General features: G+C 74.3%; 13 protein-coding genes, 1 tRNA gene and 1 riboswitch. Of the genes, 6 read left to right on the forward strand and 8 right to left on the reverse strand.

The features are described from left to right. Positions 1 to 51: 51 nt before the first annotated feature. Both SAM23877_RS16850 and SAM23877_RS16855 read right to left on the reverse strand, forming a co-directional pair. Positions 52 to 1,701, reverse strand: a complete 1,650-nt coding sequence (locus tag SAM23877_RS16850; protein WP_053133442.1) for an ATP-binding SpoIIE family protein phosphatase — start codon at positions 1,699 to 1,701, stop codon at positions 52 to 54. Positions 1,702 to 1,886: 185 nt separating this feature from the next. Continuing rightward, on the reverse strand, positions 1,887 to 3,263 hold the full coding sequence (locus SAM23877_RS16855) for an NAD(P)/FAD-dependent oxidoreductase (RefSeq protein WP_053133446.1): 1,377 nt from the start codon (positions 3,261 to 3,263) through the stop codon (positions 1,887 to 1,889). 371 nt (positions 3,264 to 3,634) lie between these two features. On the opposite strand from SAM23877_RS16855, the gene SAM23877_RS16860 reads away from it, so the two are divergent. Then, a complete protein-coding gene (locus SAM23877_RS16860) occupies positions 3,635 to 4,453 on the forward strand; it encodes a TetR/AcrR family transcriptional regulator (RefSeq protein ID WP_053133449.1) in 819 nt (272 codons plus the stop codon). Positions 4,454 to 4,634: 181 nt separating this feature from the next. Then, the gene (locus SAM23877_RS16865) at positions 4,635 to 6,542 is read left to right on the forward strand and encodes a sigma-70 family RNA polymerase sigma factor (RefSeq protein ID WP_053133452.1); all 1,908 of its coding nucleotides are present in this window, start codon (positions 4,635 to 4,637) and stop codon (positions 6,540 to 6,542) included. 332 nt (positions 6,543 to 6,874) lie between these two features. Here SAM23877_RS16865 and SAM23877_RS16870 read toward each other — a convergent pair whose 3' ends face one another. Continuing rightward, positions 6,875 to 8,998, reverse strand: coding sequence for an asparagine synthase-related protein (locus SAM23877_RS16870; RefSeq protein ID WP_053133456.1), 2,124 nt, complete (start codon positions 8,996 to 8,998; stop codon positions 6,875 to 6,877). A 680-nt stretch (positions 8,999 to 9,678) separates the two neighbouring features. Between SAM23877_RS16870 and SAM23877_RS16875 the strand changes: the two genes are divergently transcribed. The 4 genes from SAM23877_RS16875 to SAM23877_RS16890 all read left to right on the forward strand — a co-directional run bounded on the left by SAM23877_RS16875 (position 9,679) and on the right by SAM23877_RS16890 (position 14,754). Next, positions 9,679 to 11,100, forward strand: coding sequence for an NsdA family TPR-like regulatory protein (locus tag SAM23877_RS16875; RefSeq protein ID WP_053133459.1), 1,422 nt, complete (start codon positions 9,679 to 9,681; stop codon positions 11,098 to 11,100). 75 nt (positions 11,101 to 11,175) lie between these two features. Beyond that, a complete protein-coding gene (gene lhgO / locus SAM23877_RS16880; RefSeq protein WP_053133462.1) occupies positions 11,176 to 12,408 on the forward strand; it encodes an L-2-hydroxyglutarate oxidase in 1,233 nt (410 codons plus the stop codon). A gap of 32 nt (positions 12,409 to 12,440) precedes the next feature. After that, positions 12,441 to 13,376, forward strand: coding sequence for a tRNA (guanosine(46)-N7)-methyltransferase TrmB (trmB, locus tag SAM23877_RS16885; protein ID WP_244902954.1), 936 nt, complete (start codon positions 12,441 to 12,443; stop codon positions 13,374 to 13,376). 10 nt (positions 13,377 to 13,386) lie between these two features. Beyond that, the gene (locus SAM23877_RS16890) at positions 13,387 to 14,754 is read left to right on the forward strand and encodes a PrsW family intramembrane metalloprotease (RefSeq protein WP_053133465.1); all 1,368 of its coding nucleotides are present in this window, start codon (positions 13,387 to 13,389) and stop codon (positions 14,752 to 14,754) included. Between the two features lie 19 nt (positions 14,755 to 14,773). Here the strand turns inward: SAM23877_RS16890 and SAM23877_RS16895 are convergent, their stop codons facing one another. The 5 genes from SAM23877_RS16895 to SAM23877_RS16915 all read right to left on the reverse strand — a co-directional run bounded on the left by SAM23877_RS16895 (position 14,774) and on the right by SAM23877_RS16915 (position 19,933). Beyond that, entirely contained in the window at positions 14,774 to 15,718 is a 945-nt protein-coding gene (locus SAM23877_RS16895; protein ID WP_053133468.1) for an aldo/keto reductase, read from the reverse strand. Positions 15,719 to 15,850: 132 nt separating this feature from the next. After that, a complete protein-coding gene (locus SAM23877_RS16900) occupies positions 15,851 to 16,885 on the reverse strand; it encodes a M23 family metallopeptidase (RefSeq protein WP_053133471.1) in 1,035 nt (344 codons plus the stop codon). A 10-nt stretch (positions 16,886 to 16,895) separates the two neighbouring features. Beyond that, a riboswitch (cyclic di-AMP (ydaO/yuaA leader) is annotated at positions 16,896 to 17,053 on the reverse strand. Between the two features lie 224 nt (positions 17,054 to 17,277). Next, positions 17,278 to 18,498 carry a PP2C family protein-serine/threonine phosphatase gene (locus SAM23877_RS16905; protein ID WP_053133474.1) on the reverse strand — a complete coding sequence of 407 codons (1,221 nt, stop codon included), beginning with the start codon at positions 18,496 to 18,498 and terminating at the stop codon, positions 17,278 to 17,280. Positions 18,499 to 18,673: 175 nt separating this feature from the next. After that, positions 18,674 to 18,747: transfer RNA gene (locus tag SAM23877_RS16910), tRNA-Met, on the reverse strand. Between the two features lie 55 nt (positions 18,748 to 18,802). Continuing rightward, the gene (locus SAM23877_RS16915; RefSeq protein ID WP_053133477.1) at positions 18,803 to 19,933 is read right to left on the reverse strand and encodes a dihydrofolate reductase family protein; all 1,131 of its coding nucleotides are present in this window, start codon (positions 19,931 to 19,933) and stop codon (positions 18,803 to 18,805) included. Between the last annotated feature and the right edge of the window lie 179 nt (positions 19,934 to 20,112).

Raw genomic sequence — 20,112 nt, forward strand, 5'->3', positions numbered from 1 at the left:
GCCGGTCACCTGAGCCCTCACCCGTGCCGAGGGCTCACCCCTGCCGAGGGCTCACGGCTTCGGCAGGACGAACTCGCACCAGACCGCCTTGCCGCCCCCGGGCGTGCGCCTGGACCCCCAGTTGGAGGCGATCGTCGCCACGATGGCGATGCCCCGGCCGGACTCGTCCCCGGGCTCCGCGCGGCGGCGTCTGGGGAGGTGGTCGTCGCCGTCGGTGACCTCGATGATCAGACGGCGGTCGGTACGGCGCAGCCGCAGCCGCATGGGGGGTGTGCCGTGCTGGAGGGAGTTGGCGACCAGTTCGCTGGTCGCCAGGACGCCCAGGTCGTGCAGGTCGGTGGGGAACCGCCAGCTGGCGAGGACGCCGGAGGCGAAGGCACGCGCGCGGGGGGCCGCCTCCACCCCGCCGAGCAGTTCCAGGGCGGCGTTGCGGAAGCGCTCGGCCTCCGCGCCCTTGCGGGCGGGATGCTGGAGGACGAGGACGGCCACGTCGTCGTCGTGGTCCGGGGTGACGCCCGCCGAGCGGACCAGGCGGTCGCAGACCACCTGGGGGGTGCCGGTCGCGCCGGACAGCGCCCGTTCCAGGGCGGCGATGCCCTCGTCGAGGTCCTCGTTGCGGCGCTCGACCAGGCCGTCGGTGTAGAGGACGGCCGTGGAGCCGGGGGCCAGGGGGATCGAGCCGGACGTGTGCATCCAGCCGCCGGTGCCGAGCGGCGGGCCGGTGGGTTCGTCGGCGCGCTCGACGGTGCCGCTCTGGTCGCGGACCAGGATCGGCAGGTGCCCGGCGGACGCGTAGACCAGCCGGCCCTCGTTGGGGTCGTGGATGGCGTAGACGCAGGTGGCGATCTGGTTGGCGTCGATCTCGGCGGCGAGGCCGTCGAGGAGCTGGAGCACCTCGTGCGGGGGCAGGTCGAGGCGGGCGTAGGCCCTGACCGCCGTACGGAGCTGGCCCATGACGGCCGCCGCGCGGACGCCGCGGCCCATGACGTCGCCGATGACCAGGGCGGTGCGGCCGCCGCCGAGGGTGATCACGTCGTACCAGTCGCCGCCGACCGCGGCCTCGGTGCCGCCGGGGTGGTAGGTGGCGGCGACACGCAGGTCGTCGGGCTCCTCCAGCTCCTGGGGGAGCAGGGAGCGCTGGAGGGTGACGGCGGTCTCCCGCTGCCGGCGTTCGCTCGCGCGCAGGCGGGCGGCGGCCTCGGCGTGGTCGGTGACGTCGGTCGCGAAGACGAGTACGCCGCGGTCGCCGCCGGTGTCGTCCTCGGTGACCGGGGCGCAGGTGAAGGTGTAGGAGCGGCCGTCGGGTGCCTTGCGGGACTTGAGGGTGCGGGGTCTGCCGCTGCGCTGGACCTGGTCCAGGAGCGGGAAGAGGCCGAGTTCGTCGAGTTCGGGGAGCGCCTCGTGGGCCCGTTGGCCCACGGGACGGGTGCCGAAGGCCGTGACGTAGGCGTCGTTGACGTACGCGAGGCGGTGGTCGGGGCCGTGGACGAGGGCGACGAGGGCCGGGACGCGGTCGAGGACGTCGCGCACGGGGAGGTCGTCGACGGCGGGGACGGGCGGGGCCTCGTCGGTCAGCTGTTCGGCGCGGGCGGCGGGTACGGAGCCGTCTCCCCGCCGGTCCGGGGAGACGGTCGTGTCGGTCCGCGCTGCGGCGCGGCGCTGCGTTCCGGGGAGACGGGCGCTCCAGCGCGTGAAGTTCACGAATCCTTGCCTCGTGTAGTTGTCGACGGCCGGTGACCGGGACGGGCCGGGGGGCGGCCGGGGCCCCGGCGGGCCGCGCGTGGGCGAGCGGCGGCGCGCCCGCGGTGCGGGCCCAGTCTGGCAGGGTGCCGGCCGGGCCGACATCCGTCAGACGCCGGGCCGCCCGGTGGAGTTCCTGAGTCCGCTCAGGACGACCCCTTCGGGTTGCGCGGAGGTTCCTGAGAAGGCTTTCCACCGGCCGCGAGTTCGAACTCCGCTCGCGGATGTTCGAGTGAACCCAGGGAGACGATCTCCCGTTTGAAGAGTCCGGCGAGGGCCCATTCGGCCAGCACGCGTGCCTTGCGGTTGACGGTGGGGACGCGGCTGAGGTGGTAGGCGCGGTGCATGAACCACGCCGGGTAGCCCTTCAGCTTGCGCCCGTAGACGTGCGCGACACCCTTGTGGAAGCCGAGGGAGGCGACGGAACCGGCGTACTTGTGCGCGTAGGTGTCCAGGGGTTCGCCGCGCAGGGCGTGCGCGATGTTGTCGCCGAGGACCCTGGCCTGGCGGACGGCGTGCTGGGCGTTGGGGGCGCAGTCCCGGCCGGACTCCTCGGCGGTGACGTCGGGGACGGCGGCGGCGTCTCCCGCGGCCCACGCGTGCGGGGCGCCGTCGACCGACAGGTGGGGGGTGCACCTGAGCCGGCCGCGGTCGTCGAGCGGGAGGTCGGTGGCGGCGAGGATCGGGTGGGGTTTGACGCCGGCCGTCCAGACGACCGTGCGGGTGGGGAAGCGGGAGCCGTCGCTGAGGACGGCGACGCGGTCGACGCAGGAGTCCAGGCGGGTGTCCAGGCGTACGTCGATGTTGCGGCGGCGCAGTTCGGTGACCGTGTAGCGGCCCAGCTCCTCGCCGACCTCGGGCAGGATGCGGCCGGAGGCCTCGACGAGGATCCACTTCATGTCGTCGGGGGTGACGTTGTGGTAGTACCGCGCGGCGTAGCGGGCCATGTCCTCCAGCTCGCCGAGGGCCTCCACGCCCGCGTAGCCGCCGCCCACGAAGACGAAGGTGAGGGCGGCGTCGCGGAGGGCGGGGTCGCGGGTGGAGGAGGCGATGTCCATCTGTTCGAGGACGTGGTTGCGCAGCCCGATGGCCTCCTCGACGGTCTTGAAGCCGACGCCGTGGTCGGCGAGGCCGGGGACGGGCAGGGTGCGCGAGACGGAGCCCGGCGCGAGGACGAGTTCGTCGTACGTCAGCCGGCGGGGCCCCGCGCCCTCCTCGGTGGCGAGGGTGGTGAGGGTGGCGGTGCGCGTCGTGTGGTCGACGGACCGCGCTTCGCCGATGACGACGTCGCACTGGTCGAGGACACGGCGCAGCGGGACCACGACGTGCCGCGGGGAGATGGAGCCGGCCGCCGCCTCGGGGAGGAACGGCTGGTACGTCATGTAGGGGTCGGGCGTGACGACCGTGATCTCGGCCTCGCCCCGCCGCAGTTCGTTTCTCAGGTTCCGCTGCAGACGCAGGGCCGTGTACATCCCGACGTAGCCGCCGCCGACAACGAGAATGCGCGCACGTTCCTTCACCATCCCATGACGCACCCGACGCTTGCGTTTGTCCACAGGCTCGTCGATTTGTGTGACCGGAGATCACCGGGGCGCGGGGCGGGCGGGACCGGCGTGGAGCGGCACGATCGCGCAGGTCAGCGGTGGTGAGCACGAGCGCGGAAGGCGGAACATACGGGACGTATACGATCCGTACTCCGATCGGTGGGCGCTCCGTGCGGAACCTGCCCCTTCTGAATTGACCCCCGCTCAACTATGTTCTCTCCCACGGCGTGTAGGGGAATGCGCTCAGCGGTCCGCGACGGGCGGGCCTCGGCACCGAGCCGTTCCACGCACTCCGGCTTTCGATGGCGGGGAGAGTCTCCGGGGGGAGACGTCATTACCGGGGGATTGTCATGCATGTTCAGGACTCTCATTGGTCGTCCGCGTCAACCGTCGCGCCCGGTGGCGCGATGACCGCGGCGACGGGCGGGGCACGCGGGGACGGGGCGCGGACCGCGCCGTTGCGCGTGGACGCCCAGCGGAATCTGGAGCACGTGCTGCGCGCGGCACGCGAGGTGTTCGGCGAGCTGGGGTACGGCGCGCCGATGGAGGACGTGGCACGGCGCGCACGGGTCGGTGTCGGCACGGTGTACCGGCGCTTCCCGAGCAAGGACGTCCTGGTGCGGCGGATAGCCGAGGAGGAGACGGCCCGGCTCACGGACCAGGCCCGGGCGGCGCTCGGGCAGGAGGACGAGCCGTGGTCGGCGCTGTCGCGCTTCCTGCGGACGTCGGTGGCCTCGGGCGCCGGCCGGCTGCTGCCGCCGCAGGTCCTGCGGGTCGGGGTGGCGGACGACGCCGACGGCGGTGCCGCCGGTGTCGGCGCTCCCGCCGGTGTCGCGTCCGGTGAGCCGCGCGTGCCGCAGCAGCGGATACAGCCGGGCTCCGGGGAGCTGCGGCTGATGTCCGAGGCGGCCGCGTCCGCCGGCGTCGCGGTCGGTGCGGTGGCTTCCCTGGCAGACGACGACGGGGCGGCGGCGCTGCTCGAGGTCGTGGGCCGACTGGTGGATCGGGCGCGGGCGGCGGGCGAGCTGCGGCCGGACGTCTCGGTGTCGGACGTGCTGCTGGTGATAGCCACCGCGGCGCCCTCGCTGCCGGACGCCGCGCAGCAGGCCGCGGCCTCGGCCCGGCTGCTGGACATCCTGCTGGAGGGACTGCGGTCACGGCCGGCGTGAGAGCGCGGTGCCGTGGGGACGGAGAGTCCTCCTTCCCCGAACGGCTGAGCGTCACCACTCCGTCGCCCGAAAACCCCACGGACGAGTGATGGTCCGCATCGTGGGGTTCTCACCGGAAGCCGGTATGGCACGCTGACCCGGTGTTCGGGACTGGCTGGTCGGGTGGCGGAGGCCTTCCGCGATGAGTGTGGACGGGCGGGACGGGTCACTCGGTGACGACGTCACCGGACCCGGCGGTCCGCCGCAGGTTCCGGGCCAGGGCGGACCGGCCCAGGTCCCGCGGCGCGGCACTCCGGCGGAGGGTGGTGTCCCGGCCCAGCGCGAGTTGCACGAGGACAGCGTCCTCCCGCCGCTCCGCGAGCCGTACGACGACGGTGTGCTGCCCCCGCCGCGCGAGCTGCCGTCCTCCGACGCGGAGCTGATCGGGCGGATGCGCTCGGGCGACGACACGGCCTACGAGGAGCTGTACCGGCGCCACGCGGACGCGGTGCGCCGGTACGCGCGCACCTGCTGCCGTGACGCCCACACCGCGGACGACCTGACCGCCGAGGTCTTCGCCCGCATGCTCCAGGCGGTGCGCGGCGGATCGGGCCCGGAGCACGCCGTGCGCGCCTACCTCCTCACCGCGGTCCGGCGCGTCGCCGCCGGCTGGACCCGGTCGGCGGGACGGGAGCATCTGGTCGACGACTTCGCGGTGTTCGCCGCACAGTCCGCGCACACCCCCCGGACGCCGGACGACGACACGCTGGAACTGGGCGCCGACGTCCGCGCCATGCACGAGGCCGAGCAGTCGATGGCCATGCGGGCCTTCCGTTCCCTGCCGGAGCGGTGGCAGGCCGTGCTGTGGCACACGGAGGTCGAGGACGAGTCGCCGAGCGAGGTGGCCGTGCTCTTCGGGCTGGACGCCAATGGCACCCGTGTGCTCGCCAGCCGCGCCCGTGAGGGCTTGAAGCAGGCCTATCTCCAGGCCCACGTCAGCGACGCCCTCGCCACCGACGAGCTGTGCGCCCGGTACGCCGACCAGCTCGGCACCTACGCGCGCGGCAGGCTGCGCACCCGGGCCGAACGGGGTCTGCGCAAGCACCTGGAGGAGTGCGCCAGGTGCCGGCTGGCCGCCACGCAGATCGAGGAGGTCGCGAGCGGTATCCCGGCCGTGGTTCCGGTCGCGGTCATCGGCTGGTTCGGCGCCGCCGGGTACGCCAAGGCGGCGGGGCTCGTCGCCGGGAGCGCGGGCGCCGGTGCGGCGGGTGCGGCAGCGGCGGGCGGTGGTGGCGGCGCGGCGGCCTCCGAGGGCCTGAGCGCGCCGGTGAAGGCGGGGATCGCGGCCGGTGTCGTGGCGGTGGCCGCCGCGGCCGCGCTGGTCTTCGCGCTGGCCGGCGACGACGCCCCGACCGAACAGCCGCCACAGGCGGGCCCGCCCGCCTCTTCACCGGTGGCCGAACCCGCCCCGAACACCCCCACACCCCCCACCCGCCCCCACCCCCCGGCGTCCGCCCCCCCACCCTCCCCTCCCCCACCCCCCAGCCCCACCACCCCGACACCCACACCCACACCCACCACACCGGCGTCCGCCCCGAAGCCCACCCCCACTCCCTCACCCACGCCCACCCCCACACCACCCCCCGAGCCGCCACCCCCGACACCACCACCCGCCCCGGCCGTCTACCAGTGGAACGAGCTGGCGTACGACATCACCGGCGACGGCACCGGCCCCGAGATGCGGCTGGCCGGGAGCAGCTGGGTGTGGCAGCGGTCCGCCCTGTCGATCGGCGGCGAGCGGTACGCCCACGGAGTAACGGTGCACGGCCGCTCCTCCGTGACCATCGCCCTCAACCGCCCCTGTTCGTCCTACGACGCACTCGTAGGCACCGACGACCTGACGATGAAGCTCGGCAAGGTCCACTTCTCCGTGTACGCCGACGGCACCCGCCTGTGGAGCTCGGGCCCGGTCGAGGGCGGAGACCCGGCGGTACCCGTCCACGTGGACCTCACGGGGCGCGAGACCGTACGCCTGGTGGTCGAGCCGCACGAGCCCTTCGACTCCCTGGCGCTGGCGGACTGGGCCCAGTCGCGATTCAGCTGCGCGTAGGCGCGTACGGCGAGAAGGGGCCGTGCCGGGGGGTGCCCGCCCGCAGCGGTTGGCGCGTCAACGGACGGAACCCTGTTCCCCGACCGATTCCGCGCCGTTCCGAGGACGGACACCCCCTGGCACGGCCCCGACCCACAGACCACGCACCGCGCAACGCGCACCACCCCCGAACCCGCACCGGCCGCCGCAGGCAAGACACCCGCACCACCCCCGAACCCGCACAGGCGCCGCAGGCGCCCCGCACCCCACCAAACCCCCGCAGGCCGCCGCAGGCACCCCGCCCAACCGCCGGAGGCCCCCGCAGGCACCCCGCCCAACCGCGGGAGGCCCCGTCACCCCCGCCGCACAACCGCCCCCGCCCCACCCAACGCCCCCCGCTGCGGAGCGATCCCCGCCGGTACCGCCCGCTGCCGAGCCGGCGTCCCCGTCCAGCAGGTCCCCCGGCGGGCGAGCAGCCGCCGCAGCCACAGCTCCAGCGAGACCAGGTCCGCCAGCCCCGCCAGCGGCAGCGCCTCACCCGCGGCCGCCGCCCGCACCGCCTTGCGCACGACCCGCGCCTCCACCAGCCCCGCCTCCGCGAGCAGCGGCGTGTCGAACAGCTCCAGCAGCGAGTCCGCGGCCACCCGCAGCCCCGTCCGCGCCGCGGAGGCCGCCACCGCCTGCGAGGGCGCCCCCCAGCCGCTCGGCAACTCGCTGACCCCGGCCCCTTCCAGCACCCTGCGCAGAATCGCCGCCCGCGCCCCCGGCTGCACCCGCAGCGCCTCCGGCAGCGCACGGCAGGCGCGGACGACCTGGTTGTCGAGGAACGGCGTGTGCAGTCGCTGGAAGCGGATCTCGGCGGCCTGCTCCAGCACCCGCACGTCCGCCGCCTGCCGGGCCAGCGCCGCCCGCGCGCGGAAGTCACCGGGCCGCTGCCCGGGGCCCACCCCGGACCGCTGCGAGGACGTCTGGAGGCGAACCGATACTTCAGCCAGCGCCTCCCCCGTCAGCCACCGCGCCGCCGGCCCGGGCCCCGCCCAGGTGAGCACGGCGAGCGAGGCCTCCATGGCCCCGCCACCGTCCGACGGCGCGTCGAAGCGCCGGCGCAGCAGCCGCTCGGCGAGCACCTCCAGCCCGGTGCGGTACGGCGTCCGCGCCAGCCGCCGGGCCGCGCCGTACACGCGCGCGGGGACCAGCACCGAGCCGTCCGCCTTGGCCAGCGCGGCGACCGGCCGCACGAGATGGCGCCGCTTGCGGTCCATCAGCAGGTCGGCCAGCCGCGCCGGGTGCGCGTCCAGCACCTGCCGCGCCCCGTACCCCGTGAAGTGGTCGGCGCTGCCCGCGGCCAGCCGCGCCCGGTGCCGGGCCGCCGCGACCAGGACCGAGCCCGGTTCGTCCGTCAGCGGCCCGTCCAGCGCGGCGTACGGCAGCACCTCCTCGCCGCCCGCGACGACCACGTGGTGCAGCCGCGGGTTGGCCGCCAGCGCGCCCGCCCGCTCCAGCTCGGCCTCCTGCCCGCCGACGGCGAGGTCGTTGAAAGTGACGGCCAGCAGTCGCTCGCCCGCCCCGGTGCCGTGCCCGAGCACGGTCCCCGGCATCCCGGGCAGCCCCGCGGCCAGCAGCGCCAGCGTTCCCGAGGCAGGCCCGCCGGACAGGTCGGCGCCGATCCCCGGGACCGGCATCCCGCGCGCGGCACGCCGTTCCGCGGGCCCCATGCCGGGCACCGGGCCGGGGTCGATACCGTCGCCGGGAACGTGCCGGGGCGCGGCGAGGCGGGTGCGCACGGCCTCCACCAGGGCGTCCCGGACACCGTCCACCGCCCGGTCGGGGTCGGCCGAGGGCGCCGCCACGGCGAGCGAGGCCTGCTGCTCGTACCCGGCGATCTCACGCGCCCCGGCGCGCAGGATCAGCGCATGCCCCGGCGGAACGCGCTTCACGCCGTCGTACGGGGTGGAGTCGTCCAGCGCGGCCGGCACGTCGGGGGCGGCGAGCAGCGCGGCGAGGTGGCCGAAGTCGAGGTTGGCCTCCACGAGGTCGGCCAGGGGCAGCGCGGCCGTCGCGTACGCCGTGCCGCGCTCCCACGGGGTGTGGAACACCGGGCGCGCGCCCGCGAGGTCACCGCAGACCGTGATCCGCCGCCCCACCTGGACGACGGCCGTGTAGCTGCCGGGCCACGCCGTCAGGTGCCGAAGTGCCCCTCCGCGCGCGGCGAACAGTCCGACGCGCAGCTGTTCGTCGGTCGCGCCGCAGATACCGAGGACGGCGATCCGGGTCTGAGGATCGACCGTGACGACGCGCACCTCGTCGGGGCGCCAGTCGCCGACCGCCCACAGGGGATCGGGGTCGCCCCACAACGGCTGGGCGCCCACGGGCTGTACGGTCTCGCCGTCGTACCCGGTGGCCCCCGCGGAGCCGCCCGCCCCGGCGATCCCCGCTGCTCCCACGGCGGCGCTGCTCCACCCCACCAACCACCGCATCGACGCCTCCACAGGCTGGGGACAACCAGTGCACCGTACGAACTGGTCCCATGCTGCCATGAAGGGCGCGCCGCAGAGCATCGGCGGAGCCGCATGTGCTCCCGTGAACGCGCCTCCTCGGGTATCCACCCGAGGAGGTCGACTCCCTGTCCGGAGGGCGTGAAGACGACGCGAATGCGCCCCCACAACGCGCCCTTTGGCTACCCGACGCGCCCTCAACTCCCGTGGTGAGGGCCGTGGAACCCCGGAAACGACAGGGGCGGTTTTCAGCCAAATCGGCGTCACGCGGACACGTTCGAACACGCTCCGTACAGGCTTTGCGCACCGCCCGGCGGTGCGCGGTCCGGGAGGCGAGGCACACCCCCCGGACCCGTCCGCCGCCCGCGGGGATGTAGGCGGCGGTGTCCCCCAGCCCACTGGATCCAGTACAGCGGGCCGACCCACGCGTCGCCCATGGAACCGCTCCCCCGGTGGCCGGAGAAGAGCGCACGGGCGGGCGCACGGCCACACACCGGGAGCACGCGGCAACGGACCGTACAGGCACCGCACTTCAGTACGGACCACAATCCCGCCATCCGGAACAATGCCTCTTAACGCATGGGATCCGGCGAACTACGCTGGGTTTACGAATGCCGCATGGTTATGCCAGCGCGGCAGCCGTCTGTGTCGAGGGGTGGCGCATGTCCAGGGAGCAACGCGGGCCGAACGAAAAGCTCGGCACCGTTCTCGCCCTCGCGGGAATCAGCAACGCCGGCCTCGCCCGGCGGGTCAACGACCTCGGCGCTCAACGCGGGTTGACGCTTCGCTACGACAAGACGTCGGTGGCGCGCTGGGTGTCGAAGGGCATGGTGCCGCAGGGTGCCGCGCCGCACCTCATCGCCGCCGCCATCGGCCAGAAGCTCGGCCGCCCGGTGCCGCTCCACGAGATCGGCCTGGCGGACGCGGACCCCGCTCCCGAAGTGGGCCTCGCCTTCCCCCGGGACGTCGGCCAGGCGGTCAGGTCCGCCACCGAGCTGTACCGTCTCGACCTCGCCGGACGCCGCGCGGGCGGCGGCATCTGGCAGTCCCTCGCCGGATCGTTCGCCGTGAGCGCGTACGCGACACCCGCCTCGCGATGGCTGATAACCCCGGCCGACAGCTCGGTGGCGCGCGACGCGAGCCCGGCCGAGGGCTCCGGCGCACCGCTCAAAGTCGGCCACAGTGACGTGCAGAAGCTGCGGGAGGCCGCCGAGGACGCCCGCCGCTGGGACTCCAAGTACGGTGGCGGCGACTGGCGTTCGTCGATGGTCCCCGAGTGCTTACGCGTCGAGGCGGCCCCGCTGCTCCTCGGCTCCTACTCCGACGAGGTGGGCCGCGCCCTGTTCGGCGCCTCGGCGGAACTGACCCGCCTGGCGGGCTGGATGGCCTTCGACACCGGCCAGCAGGAGGCGGCCCAGCGGTACTACATCCAGGCCCTGCGGCTGGCCCGCGCCGCGGCCGACGTGCCCCTGGGCGGCTACGTGCTCGCCTCCATGTCGCTCCAGGCCACCTACCGCGGCTTCGGCGACGAGGGCGTGGACCTGGCCCAGGCCGCCCTCGAACGCAACCGCGGCCTGGCCACGGCGCGCACCATGAGCTTCTTCCGCCTGGTCGAGGCCCGCGCACACGCGCGTGCGGGCGACGCCCCGGCGGCCGGGGCCGCCCTCAAGGCCGCCGAGAGCTGGCTGGAGCGCGCCCGTCCCGGCGACAGCGACCCGACGTGGCTGGGTTTCTACTCCTACGACCGGTTCGCCGCCGACGCCGCCGAGTGCTACCGCGACCTGAAGGCACCACGCCAGGTCCGCCGCTTCACCGAGCAGGCCCTGTCGAAACCGACGGAGGAGTTCGTACGCTCGCACGGCCTCCGGCTCGTCGTCTCGGCGGTGGCCGAGCTGGAGTCGGGCAATCTGGACGCCGCCTGCGAGCAGGGCGTGCGGGCGGTGGAGGTCGCCGGCCGCATCTCCTCGGCCCGCACCACGGAGTACGTCAAGGACCTCCTCCACCGCCTCGAGCCGTACGGCGACGAGCCGCGCGTGGTCGAGCTGCGCGAGCGCGCCCGGCCGCTCCTGATGACCACGGCCTGATCCGCCGCGCCTCCCGGGTTTGAGGGCATTGTCAGTGGCGCAGTGCACTATCGGAGTCGGGAGGTGGGCCGGGAGATGGAACGAGTGCGGACGGCGGTCGCGCGGCACGTCGCGTACGACTGCGACGTGCTGGTGATCGGCGGCGGAATCGTCGGCCTGTCGACGGCGTACGCGATCACCCGCGCCGCGCCGGGCACCCGGGTCACGGTCCTGGAGAAGGAACCGGGCCCGGCCCGGCACCAGACGGGCCGCAACAGCGGCGTCATCCACAGCGGCGTCTACTACCGCCCGGGCTCCCTGAAGGCCCGCTACGCGGTGCGGGGCTGCGCCGAGATGGTCAAGTTCTGCGCCGAGTACGGCATCGCCCACGCCGTCACCGGCAAGCTGATCGTCGCCACCCACCGCTCCGAGCTGCCCAGGCTGCACGCCCTCGTCCAGCGCGGCCGGGAGAACGGCATACCGGTGCGCGAGCTGGGCGCGGCCCAGATCCCGGAGTACGAGCCCGAGGTGCGCGGCCTGGCCGCCATACACGTGGGCACGACCGGCGTCTGCGACTACGTGGCCGTGGCCCGGCAACTGGCACGGGCCTCGGGCGCCGAGATCCGCTACGGCGCGCAGGTCCGGCACATCGACCGGCGCCCGGGCCTCGGGGTGGCCGTCCGCACCCGCTCCGGGGACGTGCTCCGCGCCCGGGTGCTGGTCAACTGCGCCGGGCTGCACTGCGACGAGATCGCCCGGGCGACCGGCGACGACCCGGGCATGCGGATCGTCCCCTTCCGCGGTGAGTACTACGAGCTGGCCCGTCCGGAACTGGTGCGGGGCCTGGTCTACCCGGTGCCGGACCCGGCGTTCCCGTTCCTCGGGGTGCATCTGACCCGCGGTATCGACGGAAGCGTGCACGTCGGGCCGAACGCGGTGCCGGCCCTCGCCCGGGAGGGCTACGGCTGGGACGTGGTGCGGCCCCGCGAGCTGGGCGCCACCCTGGCCTGGCCCGGCTCGTGGCAGATAGCCCGACGGCACTGGCGGTACGGAGCGGGCGAGCTGCGCCGGTCGCTGTCCAAGGGGGCGTTCACCGCGGCCGTGCGCAGGCTGCTGCCGGCCGTGACGGACGGTGACCTGGTGCCGTCGCCGGCCGGGGTGCGGGCGCAGGCGGTACTGGCGGACGGGACGCTGGTGGACGACTTCCTCGTCCGCGAGGGCGCCCACGCCGTCCACGTCCTGAACGCGCCGTCCCCCGCGGCGACGGCGGCGCTGCCGATCGGGCGGGAGGTGGGGCGCAGGGCGCTGGCCGCGCTGGGAGACTCATGACCGGGGCCACTGACCGTAAAATCGATGGCACTGTGTCTGATTTCCGCAGCGCCTCCGACGCTCCCCAGCCACCCGCCCCCCATGCCGGCGACGACCTGAGGCACACCCGTGCCAAGGGCGAGCCCCGTTTCCCGGACGGGCCGAAGCCCGATCCCGCGGGGTCGCACTTCGAGCGGCGGATCCGGAGCTTCCAGCCCCGACGGAGCCGGGTGACCGCGGGGCAGGCGGACGCGTTGCAGCGGCTGTGGCCCACGTGGGGCCTGGACATCGACGGTCAGCGGGTCATCGACCTCGCCGAGCTGTTCGGCAACGACCGCCCCGTCGTCCTGGAGATCGGCTTCGGCATGGGCGAGGCCACCGCCCGGATGGCCGCCGCCGACCCGGAGACCAACATCCTCGCGGTGGACGTCCACACCCCGGGCCAGGGCAATCTGCTGGGCCTCGCGGAGCGGGAGGGCCTGTCCAACGTCCGGGTGGGCAACGGCGACGCGATCATCCTCCTGCGCGAGATGCTCGCCCCCGACTCCCTCGCCGGGCTGCGCGTCTACTTCCCCGACCCCTGGCCCAAGAAGCGGCACCACAAGCGCCGGCTGATCCAGCCCGAGTTCCTGACCCTGGCCGCGACGCGGCTGGCCCCGGGCGCCGTCCTGCACTGCGCGACCGACTGGGAGCCGTACGCCGAGCAGATGCTGGAGGTGCTCACCGCGCACCCCGGCTTCGAGAACACCGTGCCGGACGGTGGTTTCGCGCCGCGCCCCGCCCACCGGCCCCGGACCCGTTTCGAGGGCCAGGGGCTGGACAAGGGACATGTGGTGAACGACCTGCTCTTCCGCCGCGTACAGCACCTCGCGGCACACCCCGTGCCACCCGGCGGCCGGCACCGCGAGCCGAACCGCGAGCAGCACCACGATCAGCACCGCGACCAGCACCGCGGTCACCACAAGGAGCAGCAGCCCCCCACCGGTTAGGGTCCATGCCGTGGCCACCAGTCCCCCGTACCCGACGCGTCCGCCCGAGCATCCGCGGAGGCATCCGCACTGGTGGCAGCGCGCCTGGGTGCGTTACGGCGCGCTCGTCACCCTGCTCGCGCTCTCGGGCCTGGTCATCCTGGCCCTGGTGCGCGAACAGACCGGCACGCAGGGCTTCCTGGTGGGGCTCGGCCTCGCGGTGCTGCCCGTGCCCCTGCTCATAGCCGCCTTCCGCTGGCTGGACCGGGTCGAGCCGGGGCCCTGGCGCACCCTGCTGTTCTGCTTCGCCTGGGGCGCCTGCGCGGCGGCGCTGATAGCGATCGTCGCCAACAGCTTCGCGACGAGATGGATAGCGACCGCCACCGCCGACCCGTCCGGCGCGGACACCCTGGGCGCCACCGTCATAGCGCCGGTCGTCGAGGAGTCCGCCAAGGCCGCCGCCGTCCTGCTGGTCTTCGTCTTCCGCAGGCGCGACTTCACCGGCATCGTCGACGGGGTGGTCGTGGCCGGCGTCACCGCCACCGGCTTCGCCTTCACCGAGAACATCCTCTACCTGGGTACCGCCTTCGGGACCGACCAGCTCACCGGCGGCAGCGGCATCGCGTCCGTCACCGCGGCGACCTTCTTCGTCCGCATCGTGATGTCGCCCTTCGCCCACCCGCTCTTCACCGTGCTGACCGGCATCGGTTTCGGCATCGCCGCGCTCTCCGCGGGCCGGCACCGCGGGCGCCGGGCCCTGCTCCCCCTGACCGGCCTGCTGCTCGCGATGGGCGTGCACGCGCTGTGGAACGGCTCGGCCGCGTTCGGCGAGTACGGCTTCTTCGCCGTGTACGCGGCCTTCATGCTCCCGTCCTTCGGCCTGCTGACCTGGCTGGTGATCTGGACCCGGCAACGCGAACTGGCGACCGTGCGCGCCGAGCTGCCCGCGTACGTCATGGCCGGGTGGCTGTCGCCCGCGGAGCCGCAGGCGCTCGGTTCGATGCGGGCCCGCCGCATCGCCCGGCAGCACGCCCGCCGGCACGCCGGGAAGGAGGCGGCGCGGACGGTGGCGCGGTACGAGGCGTACGCGACCTCGCTGGCGTTCCTGCGGCAACGGGGGCGCCGGGGCCGGGCGGGCGCCGACTTCGTCGTACGGGAGCGGGAACTGCTGGAGGCCCTGTGGCAGCGGCGCGCTGTGGCCCGCCCGGCGCTGGACCACGCGGCCCGGGCCACGGCACCGCCCGTGCCGCCCTGGCCGGGCCACGGGATGTACGGGCCGTACCCCGGCCACGGCCTCTACGGGTACGCCCCCACCGCACCGGTCCTCGCGCCGTCACCTCCGCCGTACCACGCCCCTCACGAGTACCTCCCGTACGCCCGGCCCCGCCTCCACCCGTAGGCCGTCGGGGTCCGGCCCGTCAGACCGACGCCCGCTCCAGCCGGGCCACCTCGTCCGGGGTGAGCGAGAGGTCCGCCACCCCCAGCAGCGCCGGGAGCTGCTCCACCGTGCGGGCGGACGCGATCGGGGCGGCCACCGTCGGCTGCGCGGCCAGCCAGGCCAGGGCGACCGTGGCGACGGGGGCGTCGTGGGCCTCGGCGATCTCGTCCAGGGCCGCCAGGACCCGTCGGCCCCGCTCGGTCTCCAGGTGCTTCGCCGCGCCGCCCGCCCGGGGGCTGTCGACGGCCGTCCCGGACCGGTACTTGCCGGTGAGGAATCCGGAGGCGAGGGCGTAGTACGGCACGGCGGACAGGCCGGCCCGCTCCGCGAGGTCGCGCAGTCCGCCCTCGTAGGTGTCCCGCGAGACGAGGTTGTAGTGGGGCTGGAGCGCCACGTACCGGGCGAGGTCCTCGCGGTCGGAGAACTCCAGGGACGCCGCGAGCCGCTCGGCGGAGATGTTGGAGGCGGCGATGTACCGGACCTTGCCCGCCCTCACCAGCTCGTCGAGCGCCCCGATGATCTCCTCCACCGGCACCTCGGGCTTGTCGAAGTGGGTGTAGTAGAGGTCGATGTGGTCGGTGCCCAGGCGGCGCAGCGAGGCGTCGGCGGCCGCCTTGATGTTCGCGGCGGACAGCCCCGGGTACTCGGGGTGCTGGCTGACCTTGGTGGCGAGGACGACGTCGCCGCGGTTGCCCCGGGAGGCGAGCCACTTGCCGACGATGGTCTCGGACTCGCCGCCGCTGTTGCCGTCGACCCACGCGGAGTACGAGTCGGCGGTGTCGAGGAAGTTGCCGCCCGCGGCCGTGTAGGCGTCGAGGACGGCGTAGGAGGTGTCCTGGTCAGCGGTCCAGCCGAAGACGTTGCCGCCGAGAGCGAGGGGGAAGACCTCGAGGTCCGAGGAGCCGAGCTTGCGCAGAGAAGTCATGTCCTGCGTCAACGACGACGACGGATCCGGTGATTCCGCAAGCGGGACGGAAATCCCGCGGACCGGCAGCCCTGGCGTCGGGGGGTCGCCGTCAGGACCGCCGGGGACCGGCGGGGCCGTGGACGGTGTCGGTCAGGGGGTCAGGCCCTTGCTCTGCAACCAGGCCATCGGGTCGATCCCGCCGCCGTCGCTGGTGTGGACCTCCATGTGGAGGTGGGCCCCGGTCACGTTGCCGGTGGCACCGACACGGCCGATGACGTCACCGGTGGTGACCTTCTGGCCGACGCTGACGCTGATGGACGACTGGTGGGCGTACCAGATCTCGGTGCCGTCGTCGAGGGTCAGCACCGTCTTGTAGCCGTACGAGCCCTCGTAGCCGGCCGACGTGATGGTGCCGCTGTGCACCGCCTTGAGCAGCGTGCCCGTGGGCGCGGCGAAGTCGAGGCCGGTGTGGTAGCCGGAGGACCAGTAGGCGCCGGCCTGGCCGAAGCTGGAGGAGATCGTGTACGAGGAGGTCGGCAGGGTGTACTGCTCGGCCAGCTTCGCGAGCCGCTCGGCCTCGGCCTTCTTCGCGGCCTCCTCCTCCGCCTTCTTCTTGGCGGCGGCGGCCTTGGCCTCGGCCTCCTTCTCCGCCTTGGCGGCGGCTTCCGCGGCCTTCTTCTCGGCGGCGGCCGCGGCCTCGGCGGCGGCCTTGGTCTCGACCTGGGCCTGCTGCTGCTCGGCCTGCGCCATGATCCGGGCCCGCAGCGTCTCACCGGCGTCGGGGGCGCCCTCCGCGGTGTCGGCGGTCGCGGCCACGCCGATGCCGCTGAGCGGGGCGGCGGAACCCTGCGGCTCCGGCTCCTCGTCGTCCGAGATGAGCGAGCCGACGTTGGGCAGGTCGGGCATGGAGATGGACACCGGCGGCTTGCCGGTCTGCGCGCTGGCCATCCCGCCCGCGCCGACCGCGGCTATGACACCGACGCCGAGGACGGTGGAGCTGCGGGCGAGTCCGCCGCGCTGCTTGGCCACGCGGTGCCGGCCGCGCACGGGGCGAACGGAATCCGCGGTGGGATTCCACTCCTCCCAGGGGCCCTCTTCGGTGCGGTAGCCGTCGTAGCCGAAGGTGTCGGTGTCGTGCGTGCTCGGCACGAACGGGGCCTCGGGGGCAGGCCGGTTGGACGCCACGTGGGCGTACTCCTTTCCTTCCTTCCGCCTACCGGGTTAGCTGACGGGTTCGGAGCAGGAAGGTCTCCTACGCGCGTATAACCGCCGTGTCTCCACGGCGTCGTACGAGCGATTCACCCCAAGGTGGTGGTTCCCCGGTTCCCTCGCGGGATTCGGCGCGTGCGCACGGAGCCGCCTTCTGTGACGGCTGGGACGACCGCGCTGCGTTATCGAACGTTAATAGACGCGGGGCTCGGATTCCAAGCTGTTCCTCTTGATCATTAACGAATCCGGCCGGGACGCATCCCCCAGGAGCACTGAAAACCGGACGAGTTGACCGCCCCTCAGTATTCCCCTTCACGCCGCGATTTTCTGATGGTGTATCAGTTGTTATGCGCAGGGCGGTCGTCACGTCACCGTTGGTGACAATGATCAAGCTCTTCACGCGCGGGCCGGCGTACGGCGAGCAGCGCCATGTCGTCCGCCATCCCGCCCCCGGAGTGCCGGCGCACGTCCTCGGCCAGGGCGGCGAGCAGTTCCCCCGGATGCCGGAAGACGCAGCCGGCGAGCCGCTCGTGCGGGTCGTAGAACTCGCCCCGGGCGTCCCGCGCTTCGGACAGCCCGTCGGTGTGCAGGAGCAGTGTGGCTCCGCCCGGGAAGGCGTCCTCCTGGGCCCGGTCGGGCCACACGCCCAGCTCGCCCATCCCGAGCGGCAGCGCCGACTCCCGGGCGGGCAGCGGGCGCAGGGTGCCGTCGGCGTAGAGCAGCAGCGGGGGCGGATGACCGCGGTTGACGATCCGCACGACCCCGTCGCCGTGGGGGAGTTCGGCGAGGACGGCGGTGGTGAAGCCCTCGAAGGCGTCCAGCCCGTCGCGCCGGGTGCCCTCGCGCGCCAGCGCCCGCTCCAGGCGCTGGGCCACCGCCTCCAGAGTCGCCTCCTGCTCGGCGGCCTCCCGGAAGGCGCCGATCACGACGGCGACGGCGGCCACCGCGCCCATGCCCTTGCCGCGCACGTCCCCGACGATGAGCCGGACGCCGCGCGCGCTGTCCTGCACCGCGTACAGATCACCGCCGATGAAGGCGTCGGCCTGCGCGGCCTCGTAGCAGGCGGCGATCTCGAAGCCGCCGATCCGTTCGGCGGGCTCGGGCAGCACGGCACGCTGGGCGGCCTCGGCGATCTCGCGGACGGTGACGAGGCGCTCTCCGGTGCGGCGGACGAAGGCGTTGACGAAGACCGCGAGGGCGGCGACCGTCGCGATGGTGATCAGCTCCGTCAGGGAGTCCACGTAGTGGGCGACGCCCTTGCTCAGTTGCAGCCCGACGACGGCGGCGACCACGGCGACACCGGTGAGCGCCGTGCCGCGCCGCGAGTAGAGGGGGGCGGCGACCAGCGGCGCGGCCGTGTAGAGGGGGCCGGCCGTGAAGTATCTCGGGGTGAAGATGTCGTACAGGATGGCGATGACGATGAGCAGGACCGGGAGCAGCCGTACCAGGCGGCGCCCGTACGGGGTTCGCCGCGGCCGCTCGGTCGCGGTGGGCGGCAGCGCCACCGCCTCGCTGCCGAGGCCCGGGTCGGGCGCGGGATCGCCGGGGAGCCGGCCGCCGGCCCTGGCGTACGCTCCCTCGTCGTCCACGTGACCTGGCCGCACCACTCGTCTCCCGCCGCCCCTGACGTCCACGCCGCTTGCCGTCCCGTCTCCAGGTTTCCCGGACCGGGGGCGGGCGGCGAGCCGTGCGGGCCGACCGGGTGAACGCACCAGAACGCACAGAAGGCCGGAATCCTCAAGGGATTCCGGCCTTCGGTTTCAGTAGCGGGGACAGGATTTGAACCTGCGACCTCTGGGTTATGAGCCCAGCGAGCTACCGAGCTGCTCCACCCCGCGCCGTTGTGTCTCCACTGTACGTCATCCCGGGGGCTGAATGCACATCCGTGTCCCGCTACCCCTCCAGGTGGCGGTTGGGAGCCTTCGCGCGCTCCTCGTACTCGGGCAGTACGACGACGGTGGCGCCCCCGGCGGCGAGCACCCCGCCGCCGTCCGCGCCCGGCACGAAGGTGTCCGGCTCCCGCCAGGCCGTGACCACGCGCCGCACCCCGGCGTCGAGGATCAGCCGGGCGCAGGGCGCGGGCCGGGAGGCGCGGCGGGCGCACGGTTCCAGGCTGCTGTACACCGTGGCGGCCGTCAGCCGGGGGTCGGCGGGATCGGTCCTGGCGAGCGCGGCCTCCTCGGCGTGCACGACGGGGTCCCCGCCCTCCCGCGAGTGTCCGCGCGCCAGCTCCGTGCCGTCGGCGGCGACCACGACCGCCCCCACGCTGAACGCCGTCCCGGAGGGCGGGCACAGCCGGGCCAGCTCGCAGGCGAGGGCGAGCCAGTGCCGGTCCGCGGCGGTCACCCGGCCGCCGGTGCCCGGGGCGGTCGGCAGGTACCGCGCCAGCACGACGTCCTCGATGCGCCGCGACTCCGCCAGCCGCAGCCGCCCGCCCTGGTAGGCCCCCGGACCGAACAGGCGGGGCGCGTCCGGGTCGCCGACGAGCAGGGGGGCGAGGACGAGCTGCAGTTCGTCGGCGAGTTCCTGCCGCAGCAGCTGGGTGTGCACGGTCCCCCCTCCCTCGACCATGAGCCGCCGCACTCCCCGCTCGTCGTGCAGGTGCTCCAGCGCCGCCCGCCAGTCGAACGCCCCGCCGAGCGGCACCACGTCGGCGGCGAGTCCCAGCGCGCGGGCCCGCCGGGCGCCCTCGTCCGTCGTGAGGAGCAGCTTCTCGCCGCCGGTGTGCCAGAACGCGGCCGCCGGGTCCAGTTCGCCGGTGGCGCTGACCGTCACCTTGAGCGGGTACTCCGCCTTCCCGGCCGCGACCCGGGCGCCTCGCCGCTCGGCCGAGTTGACCAGGAGCCGCGGGTTGTCGGCCCGGATCGTGCCGGCCCCGACCAGGATCGCGTCGACGGACGCCCGCACCTCGTCGACCCGGTCGAAGTCGGCCGGGGAGGAGAGCAGGAGCCGTTCGGGGCCGGTGTCGTCCAGGTAGCCGTCGAGGGAGACGGCTGCGGAGAGGAGGACGTACGGGAGGGGCATGGGCGTACTCCGGTGGGGCGGGCGGCGGGTTCCGGCGGGGCCACCCTAGGCGGGACGCCACCTCACGGGACTTCCGGCGCCCCGGTTCCGCCGGCGGCGCGAAGCGGGGCTCGCCGTCCACCGGCGCCTCGATCGGCCGTCGGCCCGGGCGGACGCCGCCTCACGGGGCGTGCGGTGTG

Origin of the sequence: Streptomyces ambofaciens ATCC 23877 (genome assembly GCF_001267885.1) — a bacterium.
Classification (GTDB): Bacteria; Actinomycetota; Actinomycetes; order Streptomycetales; family Streptomycetaceae; genus Streptomyces; species Streptomyces ambofaciens.

What these genes read in the sequence shown, in the direction of transcription:
- SAM23877_RS16855 (WP_053133446.1), bottom strand. Translation starts at nt 3,263, where the DNA reads ATGGTGAAGGAACGTGCGCGCATTCTCGTTGTCGGCGGCGGCTACGTC.
- SAM23877_RS16860 (WP_053133449.1), top strand. Translation starts at nt 3,635, where the DNA reads ATGCATGTTCAGGACTCTCATTGGTCGTCCGCGTCAACCGTCGCGCCC.
- SAM23877_RS16865 (WP_053133452.1), top strand. Translation starts at nt 4,635, where the DNA reads ATGAGTGTGGACGGGCGGGACGGGTCACTCGGTGACGACGTCACCGGA.
- SAM23877_RS16870 (WP_053133456.1), bottom strand. Translation starts at nt 8,998, where the DNA reads ATGCGGTGGTTGGTGGGGTGGAGCAGCGCCGCCGTGGGAGCAGCGGGG.
- SAM23877_RS16875 (WP_053133459.1), top strand. Translation starts at nt 9,679, where the DNA reads ATGTCCAGGGAGCAACGCGGGCCGAACGAAAAGCTCGGCACCGTTCTC.
- lhgO (WP_053133462.1), top strand. Translation starts at nt 11,176, where the DNA reads ATGGAACGAGTGCGGACGGCGGTCGCGCGGCACGTCGCGTACGACTGC.
- SAM23877_RS16895 (WP_053133468.1), bottom strand. Translation starts at nt 15,718, where the DNA reads ATGACTTCTCTGCGCAAGCTCGGCTCCTCGGACCTCGAGGTCTTCCCC.
- SAM23877_RS16915 (WP_053133477.1), bottom strand. Translation starts at nt 19,933, where the DNA reads ATGCCCCTCCCGTACGTCCTCCTCTCCGCAGCCGTCTCCCTCGACGGC.